The sequence below is a fragment of the Paraburkholderia sp. LEh10 genome (genome assembly GCF_017814945.1).
Taxonomy (GTDB): domain Bacteria; phylum Pseudomonadota; class Gammaproteobacteria; order Burkholderiales; family Burkholderiaceae; genus Paraburkholderia.
In genome coordinates this window covers 61,756-77,113 of the sequence record NZ_JAGIPX010000010.1, presented here as the reverse complement: position 1 = coordinate 77,113, position 15,358 = coordinate 61,756, and the positions used below count along the sequence as shown (strand labels likewise).

The window sequence follows — 15,358 nt, the reverse complement described above, 5'->3', positions numbered from 1 at the left end:
GCACGCACAAACGCACACGCCGATAAGCCGACAATGAACTGCCGGGCTCAAAAAAATCCAACCTCTACTCGGGAATTTGCGCACCACGCCAGATCTGACATTGCTGGCGAGCAACTTCGTGCAACGAATCATGCACACGGTAAATACGGCGCAACCACATGGCGTCGCTTAAACCATCGGTCACCGTCCGCCTGATGATTTCAAGGCCTTCCTCCGCGCCCAGTATTCGCGCATGGCCAGCGATTGCTTCCAGCGTGGCAAGGATTTCGGCTCGAATCGGACCGCGATGCCCGGTCTCCGGGTTCAGGCAATTTCCATCCAGCCCAAAGCGGCAGGCCATGAAGCGGTTCGCCCGGTACACTTCATAATCCCGCTCACTAAGGTGCACAGGCTCATCAACTAGCAAATAACGCGCGACAGATTGAATATAAGCGGCGATCGCGGCGGCCCACTCAACGCGTAGTGGTGTGTCCATTACTCGTATTTCAATCGTGCCGTACCCGGGGCTGGGTCGTATATCCCAGTAAAAGTCTTTCAGGCTATGGACGAGGCCCGTGCCCTCCATGCGTTCGAAATATTGTTCGAACTCGGACCACCTGGTCACGAAAGGCGCTTGCCCCGACAAAGGAAATGGAGCGACGGAATTCAGTCGGGCGCACTGGAATTGCGTATCGGTTCCCTGTACATACGGCGACGAAGCAGCCAGCGCGATGAAGTGGGGAACGTAACGCGAAAGCGAATGCAGTAGAACGAGCGCCGAGTCAGCATCCGGGCAGCCTACATGCACGTGCTGGCCAAAAATCGTGAATTGCTGATATAGCGCCCCATATAGCCCCATCAGGTATTCGGATCGTTCGCGCCCATCCGAGCGCTGGTCGTACCAGTTCTGAAAGGAATTTGTACCTCCGCCGCAAACCCCGACATTCAGAAAGTCGGCTGCCCGGACCAGCGTATCGCGAAGGACCAGCAATTGATTCCTCGCCTGGTCGAAATTCTCGCATACGCCTGTCGCCAGCTCGATCATCCCCTCTGTTGTCTCCGGCTTGATCGCGCCCGCAAAGTCCCGCTCTCTGACCCGATTCAGCAGCTCCGTCGCCGCCTTCGTCAGATTGTAGTCGTGGGTGTTGACGACCTGAACTTCGAGTTCGACTCCAATCGTGAACGGATCTGATGACGCAAATGGCTGCAGCATGGGATGTCCTGTTGCACGACGATGCTCGCTCACGCCGAGCCTTGATGTGTGAGATGGCGCTATCCACGCTATCGTGGAAGAAACACTATCGTAGTTGTTTCGCAGGCTGAATGTGAACAGGAACAACAACCGCGCCGCCTACAGAGATGCGGTGCCGTTGCACGTGTAATCACATAGAAAGGTTCGATTCAAGATAGGTCGCGAAAGCGACTTTGACAAGATGGATCTTGATCCTGTCCAAAGGCTTGCAATGGCGGCGCGGTGCGCCACTTTTCAAGCACACCGTCGCCCATTGTTTCACCTGTCACGCCACAGCCTGGCGCACGGCATGCTCCGCGGGACGAGAATCCCGCTCAAGACTGTACGGGTCGAGGAGCGCCGCCCGGGCGCGTCTGCCCATCACGCTTTTGCTCGGTCGACTTCAGTTTCTGGCCGGCGTCCGAGGGAAACAACGCCTGCACCAGACGATCGACGAACTGGAAAAACCTGTCGGAAGCATATCCCGCGACGAACGCAATCGCGAGTGGAGACAGTTCTTTTCCGCCGTGCACCAGATCGCTGAACAAACCGATGGAAATACCGACGATGACGGCCGTGGTCACATGCGACCGGTTGGCGACTTTCGAATATTCCGGGTGAAAGAGGCAGGCGGCGGTGTCGTCGCGCAACTTGCGGAGAATGGCGGCCGTCGCGCCAAGCCATGCGTACAAGATCGGCAGAATAAAGCCCGTCGTCATTCCGACGAACGTTAGAATGTTGTCCCGCGCATAGTTCGCGGTCGCGCGAATCTGCTGATAGATCGCGATTTTCTGAAAGCCTTGTTTTACCGTGTCATCGGGAATCATGGCCTTTTTATCCGGTGTCATGCCAATGTCGAAAAGCGGCAAATCGATTTCCAGCGCATGACGCACGGAGTCGATCGTGCATTCCCAATCGGCGGCGGGAGGCGGGGTGGGCCAGAGCAAACGGAATCCGTACTTCAAGCCATTAGAGAAGTTAAAGCTGTCGTCGGGCACACCGGCAATTTCCGGTTTGCCGCAGTCCTTCGCATACTGGCTGGGCACCATGCCCCAGTCCTCGCCCCACGGTTGCCCAAAGAAGGCAAATACTTGCTCTCCAATGGAATTGGGCACCCAGAAGAACAGTCTGCTGATGGTTTTCGTTCGCTGGATGTCGGAATAGAGCTGGCGGTTGTTGGTGGCGAACTTCTGCAGCGTATCTTTGATTGCAACGGCTTCCGGTGAATTCTGCATCTGCGCCAGCACGTCTTCCGACGAATTCCCATTGGCTTTCGTGAGCGCCGCGGCATAGGCCTGCAACTGGTTGTGCATCATGAGGGCGATGGGATCGTTCTTCTGAATCACATCCTTGACGTCGTCCGATATCTCCTTGATAACGAACAACAGGCACGATAGAACCAGTACGAAGAACGTGAGTGCCGCCGCGGAGACCGAATAGTTTTTGATCGACCTGCGCGCGCCTTTGCGCGCTTCTTCGCCGACCGTCTCCCCAACGACGGGCGCAACGGCATGGGTCATCCGGCTCATCGCATCGTAGAACGGCACTTCGACCGTGGCGGACCACGTGAAATCCCTCTGCGCCTGACGTGCGACGGACAGCGCCTCGATATCGGCCCTTGAGATCGGCTTGCCGACGAGACCCGCGTGCGACACGACTTCCTCACAATGCCTCAGGTCATCCGCAACTTTCGCGCTCGGATAAGGCGCATGCGCCACGATATACGCCATCGCGTTATAGAAAGCGGATTCTGTTTCCGGGCTGACCTTGGCCGCTTCCAATTCTGCATGTGCGGCCTTGACGGCGCGGAGCATGTATTCAGGAATGCGCACGCCAGCGCGCGCCGCAAGCGAGATGCACATCTCGCAGCACGCAATGTCGCTCTTCAAATTCGGGGCTGGCGTGTCACTATCCTGCGCACCGCCGTTCGTTCCTTCCACTGAAGACGCAGTACTCATAGGAACCTCCGCTGCCATGATTCAACGGCCTACCCCGTGAGCGCTGCTTTTTTTCATAAACTGCGTACAGCGCCTTCAACGGTTCGCGACCGGAAACAATCCCGTTCGTTGAGAAAGGGAGCGCGTACGTGCAGCGTACAGCTATAAAAACGAGAGTGAGGCCGGCTTTTTTCAGTGCAATTGCGGGTTTTAAACATCCCCTTGCGCCAATTCGCCGAACCATTTCAATCTGGAAAGAGCGTCATCCCTTATTTCGCCGGTTCCCGTGCCGATGACATCATGTAGCGCCCCTTCCCTCAGGCGGCAATCAACTGGTCCGCCCTTGACAAGAACAGTTGCAGCACGGTTGATGTATTCGCGCGGCTGTACCCGATCGCGAGATCGACGGTGGGCGCCTCGCCTGCGAGCGGCCGGCTCACCACCGACCAGGGCAGCAGGTTATTCGCGTACTCCGGCATCAGCGAAAGGGCGCGTGTCGATGCAACGAGCGACATCGCCATCGCAAGGTTATCGACGCCGTGTTCAGCCTTCACATCGAGACCGTTTTGCTCCAGATACCGTGCGACGACGTCATGCAGCACGCGCGCCTTGTTCGACGCCATGATGAACGTCTCGCCTTTGAGATCCGATGGGCGAATCGCTTTCCTCGCCGTCAGACGATGATCGCTCGGCATCAGCACGACGAGTTTCTCGCGATGCACGACACGGTAGTCGAGGTCCAGCCCCGGCTCCGCGCGCACGAATGCGAGATCGAGCTTCCCGCGCGCCACGGCATCGGCGAGATCCGGCGAGTAGCCGCTCGACACCGTCACGTCGATGTTCGGCAATTCGTCGCACAGTACCTGCATCGCGCGCGGCAGCCATGTCATTTCCTGACCGGTCAGAAAACCGAGCGCAAATACCTGCTTGGCTGGACGCGCCGCACGGCGCGCTGCTTCGACCGCGGCATCGACCTGCGCGAGCGCGAGCCGCGCATGATCGAGAAACACCTTGCCCGATGCCGTCAGTTCGACGCCGCGCGCGCTGCGGCTGAACAGTTCCGCGTGCACTTCATCTTCGAGATCGCGGATTTGCCGGCTCAGCGACGGTTGTGACGTGTGCAATCGCTGTTCGGCGGCGACCGTCAGGCTGCCCGTTTCCGCGACGGCGACGAAATAGCGCAAATGGCGCAGCTCCATATTCCCTCCTTTCTCCGCAGGTTCCCGGCCATGCTTTCGAAGCATACGGGCCAGCCTACAAAGTCTTTTTCCTTCGCGCAAGCGGACGCTAAATTAGCCGTCAGCAGGGACATCGCGCAAGTCGCAACCGCCGGGGCCATACCTCATTGCTATCGCTTCGCCGTCCCGCCGATCATTCAACAGGAGTTATGCGATGAACGACCTTACTGGAAAAACCGCGCTTGTCACGGGCGCATCACGCGGCATCGGCCGCGCCGTCGCTCTCGCGCTGGGCCGCGCCGGCGCGCGGGTACTGGTGCACTACAGCAGCAACGAAGCAGCCGCCGATGTGAGCGTCGCAGAGATCGTCGCGAGTGGCGGCCATGCGCAAAAGGTGGCCGCCGATCTGCGCACGGCCGACGGTCCACACCTTCTGGCAAAGCGCGTGCGCGCCGTGGTCGGCGAACGGCTCGATGTGCTCGTCGCGAACGCAGGCATCGCGAAGGCCGTGAGCATCGAGGACACCACGGTTGACGATTTCGACGACCTGTTCGCCGTCAACGTTCGGGCGCCCTTCTTCCTCGTGCAGCAGCTTCTGCCGATGCTGCGCACGGGCAGCAGCGTCGTGTTGCTGTCGTCGCTGGCCGCGCGCGCATCGGTTGGCGAACTGGCCGCTTACGCCGCGACGAAAGGCGCGGTCGATACGCTCGTGCGTCACTTCGCGTCCGCGCTAGGCGAGCGCGGCGTGCGAGTGAATGCCGTCGCGCCGGGCGTCGTCGCAACGGATATGTCGAGCTTCGCGACCACGGATGAAGGCCGCGACTATACGCTGAGCCTTCAGGCGTTGAAGCGCGTCGCGCAGCCCGACGATATCGCGGGCGCCGTGACATTCCTCGCATCGGATAACGCAGGCTGGATCACAGGCGACACGTTGCGCGTCGACGGCGGCTCGAAGCTCTAGACCTATATGTCTCAGCACGTATTCGCTTAAACCATGCAAGGAGCAACACCATGTCCACCATCAACCTTCAGGATAAGACGCGTACCGTGAAGCTTCCCGGCCCCGATCATCCGATCACCATCGGGCGCAATGCTTCGCGTGTCGTGGTCATAGTCGCGGGCGAGGTTATCGCCGACACGCGCGATGCGCTGACCTTAAGCGAGGCGAGGTATCCCGCCGTGTTCTACGTCCCGCGAAAGGATGTCGATATGACGAAGCTCGAACGAACGGACCATTCGACATACTGCCCATATAAAGGCGACGCCTCGTACTTTTCGATTCCCACGGGCGGCGAGCGCGCCTTCAACGCGATCTGGAGTTATGAGTCGCCGTATCCGGCAGTCGGGGCGATCCGCGATCACCTCGCGTTCTACACAGACCGCGTCGACTCGATCGAAGAACATGAATAAGGAATTGGCATGAACGCATCACCCGTCGTACTCGTCACTGGCGCGTTGAGCGGCATCGGTCGCGCTACCGCACTCGCCTTCGCTCGCACGAAAGCGCGCGTCGTAGTCTCGGGCCGGCGCCATGATGAAGGACAAGCGCTTGCTGCAACGCTTCGCTCGCTTGGCGCTGACGCCGATTTCATTCACGCGGATGTGCGCGCGGAAAGCGATGTACAGGCGCTCGTCGAACAAACCGTCGCACGCTTCGCAACGCTCGATATCGCCGTGAATGCGGCGGGCACGGAAGGCGAGTCGGCGCCCGTCATCGAGCAGACATCCGAACACTATGCAGCCGTGTTCGACGCGAACGTGCTCGGCACCTTGCTCGCGATGAAACACGAACTGCGCGTCATGTCGGCGCAACGCAGCGGCAGCATCGTCAACGTTTCATCGACGATGGGCGCGCGCGGCGCGGCGGGCGCGTCGCTTTACGTCGCGAGCAAGCACGCCGTCGAAGGGCTGACGAAGTCGGCGGCGCTGGAAGCGGCTGCGTTCGGCGTGCGCGTGAATGCCGTCGCGCCCGGCCCTGTGCAAACGCCGATGCTCGACCGCCTCACGCAAACGCCCGAACGCAAGGCCGCGTTTCTCGACACCGTGCCTCTCAAACGCGCCGGCACGCCCGAGGAAATCGCCGATGCGATCGTGTACGTGGCATCAGCAAGCTTTATGACAGGTGAAGTGCTGCGTGTGAACGGCGGCAGGACGGCGGGGTGATTTCACTGAGCGTGACGCTCATGATTAAACGCTTTTAACGATGACTTATAGCCCGAATGAAGTTAAAGAAGTAAACGCCGGTCGGGTTTTTTGACGAATGATCGCTGTGGTTTAGACTCCATTACCATTCAACCAAAGCTTTTTAATATATTTCTATCGACGGCCTGCCACCGTTAAGTTAAAACAAATAGGTCGCAACCAATTAAGGCTCTTCGCCTTCTTCTCAAGTCAATCCAATAAAAACATTGCGGCATATAAAGTCGTACAAAACGCGTGGCGCCATTTGCATAGTCAAAACAAATCACGCGCAACGCAACGTAATATTATTTGCAATTGAAATTCACTTCTCTTCGCTGCATCGTGCGTTACGCCTTGGTTCCGTTTTAACGAAGAGGTCTCAACGACGACGATCGACATGTCTCCCGCCTGCAAACGCGGGCGGGACGGCTAATGCCGTTCGATTGGATACATCGAGGAGAATCAAAATGCGCATCCATCGGCATGTGCAGGTGTGGCTTTTTGCCTTTTTAATCTGCGTAACGGTCTTTCCAGTGAGGGCTTTAGCCGGCAATCAGCGCAGTCCTTCCGTCACTCATCTGATTCCCCTGTTGCAGTCGTTTCGACCGATTGGTGGTACTGGTAATAATCTCGATAATCCCGGCTTCAATGCCACACCCGGTAGCCCGGAACAGCACCTGGCGCCGTTGAACTTCGCGCCCGGCACGGCCGACGGCTTGATACGAGGGCCGAACCCGCGGACCATTTCGAACCTGATTTCAGGCGGCACGGGCGCTCAGGGACAAGATGGGCAGAGTGCCGATTCCGTCGCCTCTGCGTGGCTCTATGTGTGGGGGCAGTTCGTCGATCACGATCTGAGCCTCGAATTTACGCCGACCACCACCGACGCGATCAATATCACCATTCCCCCGAATGATCCCGACGTGACGCCCGGCACAGTGATCGCGATGAACCGCGCGGTCCGCAGCCGGGCAACCAATACGATCATCAACACGTCCGCAGGGTATCTCGATCTGTCGCAGCTTTACGGCTCGACAAACGAAATAGCTGACAGCTTGCGCAATGCGGATGGCACCATGAAATCGTCGCCCGATGGACACTGGCTGCCGATTGTCGGGGGCGTCTTTGAGAGCGGCGATCCGCGCGTGATGGAGAATCCCGAGCTCACAGCCGTCACGACGCTTTTCATGCGAGAGCACAATAGCTGGGTGGGTCAGCTCAAGACACAGCATCCCGCGTGGTCAGGCGACCAGCTCTACGAAATGGCGCGGGCCATCACCACGGCCGAATACGAGAACATCGTCTATTCAGAGTATTTGCCGGTATTGATCGGCCCAGTGGTAGGCCCATACAACGGGTATGACTCGTCGCAAAACGCGCAGGTCTCGCAGGAATTTTCTGCCGCCGCATTCCGCGTCGGCCATTCGCAGATCTCGGATACGCAAGAAGGCGTGGACAACGCTGGCGTCACCACCTTCAGTGAAGCGCTCAGCGATGCGTTCTTCAATTCACCTCAAGCCGATATGGCGAACGGGGTCGATCCGCTGCTGCGCTCCTTCAGTCTGGATTTCGCGCAGGCAACGGACGTCTACGTGGTCGCGACGTTGCGCAATCTGCTGGCCGCCAGTCTCGTGGGCGGCGGAGTCGATCTGATCGATCTGATCGCGATCGACATCCAGCGCGAACGCGACCTGGGCGTGGGCACCCTGAACCAGGTCCGCCGCGCGTTAGGCTTCGCGCCGTATCAGTCGTTCGCTGCATTGACTAGCGACTCCGCGCTGCAAGCCCGGTTGAAGACCGTCTACGGCAATATCGATCAGGTGGACCTTTTCATTGGCGGGCTCGCTGAACCGCATGCGACTGGCGCGGTTGTCGGGCCAACGTTTCAGAGAATCATCGGCAAACAGTTTTCAGCGCTGCGTGCTGGCGATCGATACTTCTGGCTCAACCAGGGTTTCGATTCTGCGACCAGCAATATGATTCAGAACACGACACTTGCCGATATCATCTTGCGTAACAGCGACACGCAAGCACTACAGCAGCACGTCTTTATTCAAGGGTCGCCGCCCGTGGCATCCGCACCGCACCACAGGCGCAACGCTATAGTACCTCGTGGGATGAGGCCCGATGCTGCGTCTGCTGTGAATCCGGCGCGCTGAGCCGCGATGGTCGCGATGGTCGCGATGTACAGTTGCACGAGAATGTCCGTTTGCAGGGACATTCTCGGCCGCATTGGCATACGTTTCATTTGGCTTTGAATCGCCCGTTGCCTGGTTCTTCACGTGCATTCATGCTTGCCGGAATGGCAGCGTACTGTCGAATGCCTCCCACTCCATCGCGCGCGCAGCCAGTCGGGCGAGCTTGGGATATGCGTGTGCATTCACGACGTCAGGCATCATCGCCAGCGACGCGGACTGACCCGTGAAGACCACTGAGCTTTCCATAGATCGCAGAGGCAATGCCGACGAACTGCAACGCGTCGCGCCGTTCAGCGCCCGATGGCGCCAGCAGCGCGCGCCCGGCGCCGACCTCTTCGTGAAGGTACTCGATGATGCTTGCGCTGTCATAGAGAATCGTGTCTGACTCCATCGCGATCTCGAACAGGCGAATCACATCGGCTTCGCGCGTCAAATCGGCGACGACCGTGCTCGCCGAGCCTCCCGCCTCGACTTCATCCATCGCGCTTCAGGCCGCCTTGCCGCCCATCGCCTGCTCCTGCGCGAGCCAGATCTGACTGTCGGGAAACCAGAACGCGTCGGGCCTGGGCGGCATAGCCAACGTAACAGGTAGATCGGGATTGAATATTTTCGACCACGCGGACAAGTAAGACGGCGTTTTCACAAGATGGCCGCAATTTGAAAGCAACAAGCTCGACACCAGTGCCTCGCGCCCGATTTGCAACCCCGGATAGCCGCTGAAGTGCACCGCCGTATCACCTTTGGCTAGCAATCGTGCGGGCGCCACACCAATCGGGCGGTTAAAAGGCCACTCGCAGAAGAAATCAATGAAAGCCTGCTCGTCACTTGAAACGAAGATGTTGGTCAAATGCGGATTCAGTGCGAGCACCTGTTCGACGAGCCGGCAGAAATCGACCCAGGGCAGCGTCAACGCTTCGAACTTTTTATCCGTGCCTCTGAAATGCACGCCCAGAGTAGATGCGGAGATATTGAGTCTTGCGCATGCTGAAGCGACTTCATTGCGGACAGACGCGGCAGGCCGGTAGTACGAGCGAAACAACTCGCTCGCGCTTTGCAGGCGAAGGCCCGCTTCATAGCGTCGCCGGAAGCCCAATTGTTCCAGGTCGCGCACGATGGATGTCCGAACCCTGCGCGGCAGCGTTGCGCCCATCGACGGCCGAACGCTTTCGAAAAGCGCCGCGAACCAGTCGATCTTGCCTTCTGAATCGCCGTACAGACCACCGCGCGCGGAGATTCGCGGAGTCAGCCGCTTTTCTTCGCAATGCACGAGGACGAAGAGCACCATCTGCATGACGGAAAAGAAACCAGAGGTTTCCCTGATTTCGATAGCGAATATATCGCGGTTCAGTCGCTGCCGCGCATGCAGCGAAAAACGAATTGGCGTGGCGAGGGAATGCTTGAATCCTTCACTGCGCCGAAATCGTCTTACACGCTCGACCACCTTTCGCAGCATGGGCGATCCCGAATGAATTTAGGCTTATTGGATTGTTCTTACGGTGCAGCGGCTACGGTAAATGTGACGCAAGATTAGCATCCCGCAACAGGTCGCGTAATAATTTCCGAGGCCGCTTTGTTAGGTAGCAGACAGTTTGCGTGTTGTTGCCGGCAATCGAATCAGCCTAAAGGTCGCGCGCGATTTCGCCCGGCTGCCGGATGGTCCCATCCGCCGATTTTTCCGCGCGCACGGCGACAGAATTTTCTTGCGGAAGACTTTCATCGTCCAAGCAGTGCGGAAATGGGAGCCACGCATTTTTGCCGAACTATGGCGCAAGTGTTATCCGGCGCAACCATAGGCTGTTGCGGATTCCGCGGCGACAACTTATGCTGGTATTCGATGTCCACGAGTTCCAAACAGAAGAAGGACGCGAGTATGTTTAACCTCTTTGCGCCGATGAGGTTTGGCACACGCCTCCTTGCCTCACTCTATATCGTGTTGCCTGCGCAAGCGCCCCGATTAAGACGTCTAAGCGACGCTTAGGCAGCGACACGAATTCCGATCAAACGCACGCGTGAACTACGCGAGCGTCGTATGCAGGGAGAAGAATAGATATCACTGGGAGGCAATATGCGTTTATTCGTCTTGGGTCTCGCTTCAATTCTTTTTGCCCCTGCTTGTATCGTTCACGCGAACTCGGCTCAAGCCGTTGGGGACCATATCATTGCGGCGACTTCAACTCGAAGTCAAAATGCAGCTTACCCGACGTCGGACAGCAGCGTGTTGCGTTCGAGTGCTACGCCCAGTGGCGGGCCCCGAGCGACGGAAGCACAAGTAACTCAACTGGTCGGCTTTCAACAATGGCAGTTTCGCACTGCGCCGAAATCGGGCGCTAAGGCTGACGTGTCGGATTGCGTCGCCCGCAATATCCGCAATGTCGACCCCGGCAATCCGGCATGGAACACTAGCGATCCGCGTTGGGCCGCCGTCAGCGACGCAATCGGCCAGGATTGCGTCGCGCAACACGATCGTATCCTCAAGCAGGTATTGCCTGCCATGAACTCTGCGCTGCGCGATTCGCTCGCTTATGGCTACCGTTCCCGACTCTCGACGGCCGATGCAGACGCCTTGATTGGATATTACACGTCCAACGAAGGCCGCCGTTTCCTTGATTTTCAGGCGCGTCTCTCACGTACTATCGGATTCGGGATGGGTAAGGCTTTCGGCGCGGACGCATCACGCAATGGCGACAAGCCCCCGATCAGCGTTCTGAAGGATCGGGTTGCCTTGCTCCAGCTTTCGAGTTTATTCGCTACACAGATCGCAACCGCAGAAGATGAGCGAAGTGCGGGACGCGACACTAGCGCGGCGACCGTGACCGGCATCATGATGGTGGCCGTTGCAACGGCACAAGGCGACTCACTCGACACTATCCGGCGTGAGTATTCCGAGGACCTGTCAGGATTCGCTGCATTTGTGGCTTCACCTGCGGAGAAGCGGGAACTGCGAGTTTTTAGCGACTCTAACGCCGCGATGGTGGCTTCGGCTACCGGACCGGCAAAAGAGATGGATCCAGCTTCGAACGGGAGCCTGCAAAGATGGCGCGATCTCTATCGCTCGTTGCCCGCTGGCGAGAATGCAGGTTTGGCTAAGTCGCCTCAATAAAATCGCCTCAGCGCTGCGGCCCGACAACGAATAATGGACGATGCCTCGGGCATGAGTACTTTTACCTGAGGCATCGATAACCTGCTCGCCCCACAACGGCCGCTCGGGCTAACTGCCCTGTGGGACCAGGAAAATCAGTTTCATCGCGTGCGAAATGTCGCAAATGTCGCTATTAATGGCATTTGTGACTCTGGTGCCGCCCCCTCGCCTGGTCTAGACTGCGTGGCAAATCCGCGCTTCGTATTGCTCAGTCAGTCGAGCTAGCCGCGAAGCGCCTGAATCCATTCGCATGTCTACTCGCGAGGCACCTATGAACCGTTCTCCCAACACTATTCTCGACACGATCGGCAACACGTCGCTGCTGCAGTTGCGCCATGTCGCGCCGTCCAATGGCGCGCGGATTTTCGTCAAATTGGAAAGCCAGAATCCAACGGGAAGCATGAAGGATCGCATCGCACTCGCGATGATCGAAGCGCCGGAACGCGACGGACGTCTCAAGCCCGGAGGCGCCGTGGTCGAATACACGGGCGGCAGCACGGGCGTGTCGTTGGCGCTCGTTTGCTCCGTCAAGCGACACCCGCTACATCTCGTGTCGTCCGATGCATTCTCGAAAGAGAAACTCGACCACATGCGTCTGCTGGGGGCGAAGCTCACTATCGTCCCAAGCGACAATGGCAAGCAAACGGAAAAACTGACAAAGGACATGATCCGCGAAGCACATCGGATAGCCGGCGATATGGATGCGTACATCACCGCGCAGATGGAAAACACGGACCAACTCGAAGCCTATACGAAGATGGCCGACGAAATCTGGGATCAAACGGGCGGTCATATGGACGGCTTCGTCCAAAGCGTCGGCACGGCGGCGTCGATTCGCGGAATCTCTCAGCGCTTGCGCGAGCACGATCCGCGGATTCGCGTCGTCGGCGTCGAGCCGGCGGAGTCCGCGGTGTTATCGGGCGGCGCGACGGGCGCACACAAGATCGACGGAATCGGTGCAGGCTACGTCGTGCCGCTATGGCACGATGGGATCGCCGACGAACTCGAGTGTGTCTCCACTGACGAAGCCAGGGCGATGGCGTTTCGACTGGCTGCCGAAGAGGGCCTATTCTGCGGCATGTCCACTGGCGCTAACGTGACAGGCGCACTGCGCCTCGCCGAACGACTTGGGCCAAAGGCCACCATCGTCACGATCATGTGCGACACCGGAATGAAGTACATGAAGACGTTTGCGCAATCGCTGGACTAGTGCCATCGCAATGCGGCCTTCGCGCAGATGTCTGCGTGGGCAACTACCCGAGCCACGGGCCGGCGTCGTCAGTCAGGGATTTCGGGCTCGACCAGTCTTGCCAGCTGAACCAGCGACTCCTGCCAGCCGAGATAGCACATTTCCACGGGTATGACTTCGGGCACGCCCTCCTGCACAATGGTGAGTTCGGTTCCACAGGACACCTGCCGCAATGAGACGGTAACCTGCATCTCGCCAGGCAGATTCGGGTCGTCGAAGCGGTCGGAGTAGCGGATCTTCTCGAACGGCACCAGCTCGATATACTCGCCGCCGAACGAGTGGCTGTTACCCGTGCCGAAGTTGCGAAAGGACATCTTGTGAGTACCGCCCGTGCGCGCATCCATGTGGTGGACCTGACAGGTGAACCCGTAAGGCGGCAGCCATTTTGCTATCGCATCGGGCTCGAGGAACGCGCGATAGATGCGTTCGGGAGTCGCGCGCACGACCCGTTGGAGATTGACAGTGCCGGTAGTCATGATGTGCTCACCTTTTACTGGAGAAATTGGACACACCTCTACGACGATGCATCGAAGCCAGAATCGACATTGGGCGAAACAAGGGAAAACCCCACGTAGCCAGGCCAGGTTATTCACTTAGTCGGGAAATCTGTCCCGGCTACGGGCGCGAGCCGGGAGCCGCCGGGAGCAAGCAGCTTCCACCAGAGCGGACCGACGACCAGCCAGACAACGATGTAGATGACGCCCATCAGGAAACCGGCCCTCCACCATGCGCTCTGAGTTACATAGCCCGCGCCTTACCCTGTATCTGATTTTTCAAACGCTCGCATCTGTGCGGATCATGTGCAGGGGTGGGTGAGCAGCGGTGTCGGACAAACCAGAGGCTCTCGTTCCTGATTGACACTGGCCTACATTAAAGGCCTGATTCTATTCTTGTCCGCGCATGGAGAGCGCCACCATGACGAGTACCTGGTTGCACGGTTGCACGTTCGCTATATCGAAGGCGATAGCAACAGCATATTGGACACAGGCTGGCACGGCGGCGTGTCACTGTCTGACCATCAATCGACGCTTTCCGACCGCTTGCGCGAGCTGAATCAGGGCCGTTGACCTGTTCATTGACGGGGTGGCGTCATCGCACGCGCAGCACTGAAAGGCGATCCCAAAGCGTCGGGGGAAGACTGATCGCGTCGCTATCTTCAGAGCCGTAGAAAAGTTTGTCTTTCGCCCATGCGAGCGTTGGCTTTTCAGAATCGTAGTACGTCCGCTCGGCAAGTAACGTCATGTCAGAAGTTCGGAATAGTTGTTAGCAGTATCATCCGATTTTCCATGTAGGCGTAACGTGCCGTGTATATCCCCCCGTCCGCGTCAGATACCATTCGTGAACTAGTTTCGTGAGTTAGAAGTTCGTTGAATCAATTTCCTGTTGCCTCCGGAATGACGAAGTGCTCATTAAAGAGCCGCTCGGATTCGCGCAATCCTTCTTCGGTAAAGATCACGGACTTCGTCTTGTTGACGGGATCTTCGATGAAGCCTCGCTCGTAGAGCCGGTTCAGTACATCCCAGTCAAATCCCTTCCATGCGCGGTATCGGTCGTGCAGGGTCAGGTAGAGAAGTGCCAGGACGACTTCATCGATTGCATCGGTATTGATATTCATGATGCTCCTGCCGTAGCGCTTCGGACCCGCGCACAAAACCGTTCGAGGCTCGCCACGATTTCATCAGCCGACTTGCTCCAGATAAACGGTTGGGGATTGGTGTTATAGATGTCCAGGTAATGACGGATCGAGTCTTCGAGTTGGCGTGTCGACCGATGCGTGCCGCGTCGAAGATATTTTTCAGTGAGCGCGGCAAACCAGCGTCCGACCTGGTTAAGCCACGACGCCGAGGTAGGCGCGAAGTGAACATGGAAGCGAGGACGACGAGCGAACCCGGCTTTGATCGAGGGCGTTTTGTGCGTGCCATAGTTATCCATCACCAGATGCACATCCAGGTAAGACGGCACGCTGGCTTCGATGGTACGCAGAAAGCGCAGGAATTCGCTGCTGCAATGGCGCCGATGTACCTCGGCGATCACTTCATCAGTCGCAATAACCAGCGCTGCGAACAGCGCAGTCGCGCGCCGTGGCGCATGTAATCGTGCGTGCGTCGCTCAGGGATGCCGGGTGCCAGCGGCAACATGGGTTGCGTGCGGTCCAGCGCCTGAATCTGGCTCTTCTGGGACGTCCGCTCACCGATGCCTCCTCGTATCGAGCGCCACACAGAACACTTTAGTACGTGCTCGACATCATTCAATGAATTTTTAACTC

14 protein-coding genes and 2 pseudogenes are annotated in these 15,358 nt (G+C 58.2%); 6 read left to right on the top strand and 10 right to left on the bottom strand.

All coding sequences use genetic code 11. The features are described from left to right. Positions 1-64: 64 nt before the first annotated feature. From J8I87_RS11015 to J8I87_RS11005, 3 genes are all read right to left on the bottom strand, one after another. Positions 65-1,192 (bottom strand): YbdK family carboxylate-amine ligase, encoded by a 1,128-nt coding sequence (locus J8I87_RS11015; protein ID WP_209931481.1) that lies wholly within the window; start codon positions 1,190-1,192, stop codon positions 65-67. 353 nt (positions 1,193-1,545) lie between these two features. After that, complete coding sequence (locus J8I87_RS11010) at positions 1,546-3,168, bottom strand: hypothetical protein (RefSeq protein ID WP_209931480.1); 1,623 nt, start codon at positions 3,166-3,168, stop codon at positions 1,546-1,548. A 296-nt stretch (positions 3,169-3,464) separates the two neighbouring features. Beyond that, entirely contained in the window at positions 3,465-4,346 is an 882-nt protein-coding gene (locus tag J8I87_RS11005) for a LysR family transcriptional regulator (RefSeq protein ID WP_209931479.1), read from the bottom strand. A gap of 193 nt (positions 4,347-4,539) precedes the next feature. Here J8I87_RS11005 and J8I87_RS11000 point away from each other — a divergent pair, with 193 nt between their 5' ends. From J8I87_RS11000 to J8I87_RS10985, 4 genes are all read left to right on the top strand, one after another. After that, the gene (locus J8I87_RS11000; protein WP_209931478.1) at positions 4,540-5,286 is read left to right on the top strand and encodes an SDR family NAD(P)-dependent oxidoreductase; all 747 of its coding nucleotides are present in this window, start codon (positions 4,540-4,542) and stop codon (positions 5,284-5,286) included. Between the two features lie 50 nt (positions 5,287-5,336). Next, a complete protein-coding gene (locus J8I87_RS10995; RefSeq protein WP_209931477.1) occupies positions 5,337-5,735 on the top strand; it encodes a DUF427 domain-containing protein in 399 nt (132 codons plus the stop codon). A 9-nt stretch (positions 5,736-5,744) separates the two neighbouring features. Further along, positions 5,745-6,488 carry an SDR family NAD(P)-dependent oxidoreductase gene (locus J8I87_RS10990; RefSeq protein WP_209931476.1) on the top strand — a complete coding sequence of 248 codons (744 nt, stop codon included), beginning with the start codon at positions 5,745-5,747 and terminating at the stop codon, positions 6,486-6,488. Between the two features lie 485 nt (positions 6,489-6,973). Next, positions 6,974-8,665: a peroxidase family protein gene (locus tag J8I87_RS10985; RefSeq protein ID WP_209931475.1), complete on the top strand. Its 1,692-nt coding sequence runs from the start codon at positions 6,974-6,976 to the stop codon at positions 8,663-8,665. 229 nt (positions 8,666-8,894) lie between these two features. Here J8I87_RS10985 and J8I87_RS44630 read toward each other — a convergent pair whose 3' ends face one another. Continuing rightward, a complete protein-coding gene (locus tag J8I87_RS44630; RefSeq protein ID WP_245253849.1) occupies positions 8,895-9,185 on the bottom strand; it encodes a hypothetical protein in 291 nt (96 codons plus the stop codon). 6 nt (positions 9,186-9,191) lie between these two features. Continuing rightward, positions 9,192-10,157 carry a hypothetical protein gene (locus J8I87_RS10970; protein ID WP_209931474.1) on the bottom strand — a complete coding sequence of 322 codons (966 nt, stop codon included), beginning with the start codon at positions 10,155-10,157 and terminating at the stop codon, positions 9,192-9,194. 612 nt (positions 10,158-10,769) lie between these two features. Between J8I87_RS10970 and J8I87_RS10965 the strand changes: the two genes are divergently transcribed. Both J8I87_RS10965 and J8I87_RS10960 read left to right on the top strand, forming a co-directional pair. Then, the gene (locus J8I87_RS10965; protein WP_209931473.1) at positions 10,770-11,804 is read left to right on the top strand and encodes a hypothetical protein; all 1,035 of its coding nucleotides are present in this window, start codon (positions 10,770-10,772) and stop codon (positions 11,802-11,804) included. A gap of 310 nt (positions 11,805-12,114) precedes the next feature. After that, positions 12,115-13,053, top strand: a complete 939-nt coding sequence (locus tag J8I87_RS10960; RefSeq protein WP_209931472.1) for a PLP-dependent cysteine synthase family protein — start codon at positions 12,115-12,117, stop codon at positions 13,051-13,053. Between the two features lie 68 nt (positions 13,054-13,121). Here the strand turns inward: J8I87_RS10960 and J8I87_RS10955 are convergent, their stop codons facing one another. The 5 genes and pseudogenes from J8I87_RS10955 to J8I87_RS10935 form a co-directional block, all read right to left on the bottom strand. Then, entirely contained in the window at positions 13,122-13,568 is a 447-nt protein-coding gene (locus J8I87_RS10955) for an SRPBCC family protein (protein ID WP_209931471.1), read from the bottom strand. 113 nt (positions 13,569-13,681) lie between these two features. After that, positions 13,682-13,834: pseudogene (locus J8I87_RS10950) on the bottom strand (hypothetical protein); the annotation flags it as partial. 347 nt (positions 13,835-14,181) lie between these two features. Next, entirely contained in the window at positions 14,182-14,334 is a 153-nt protein-coding gene (locus tag J8I87_RS10945) for a hypothetical protein (protein WP_209931470.1), read from the bottom strand. Positions 14,335-14,464: 130 nt separating this feature from the next. Then, positions 14,465-14,707, bottom strand: a complete 243-nt coding sequence (locus J8I87_RS10940; RefSeq protein ID WP_209931469.1) for a DUF6429 family protein — start codon at positions 14,705-14,707, stop codon at positions 14,465-14,467. Continuing rightward, positions 14,704-15,269: pseudogene (locus tag J8I87_RS10935) on the bottom strand (IS630 family transposase); the annotation flags it as partial. The gene J8I87_RS10940 and the pseudogene J8I87_RS10935, both read right to left, overlap by 4 nt. Positions 15,270-15,358: the final 89 nt, after the last annotated feature.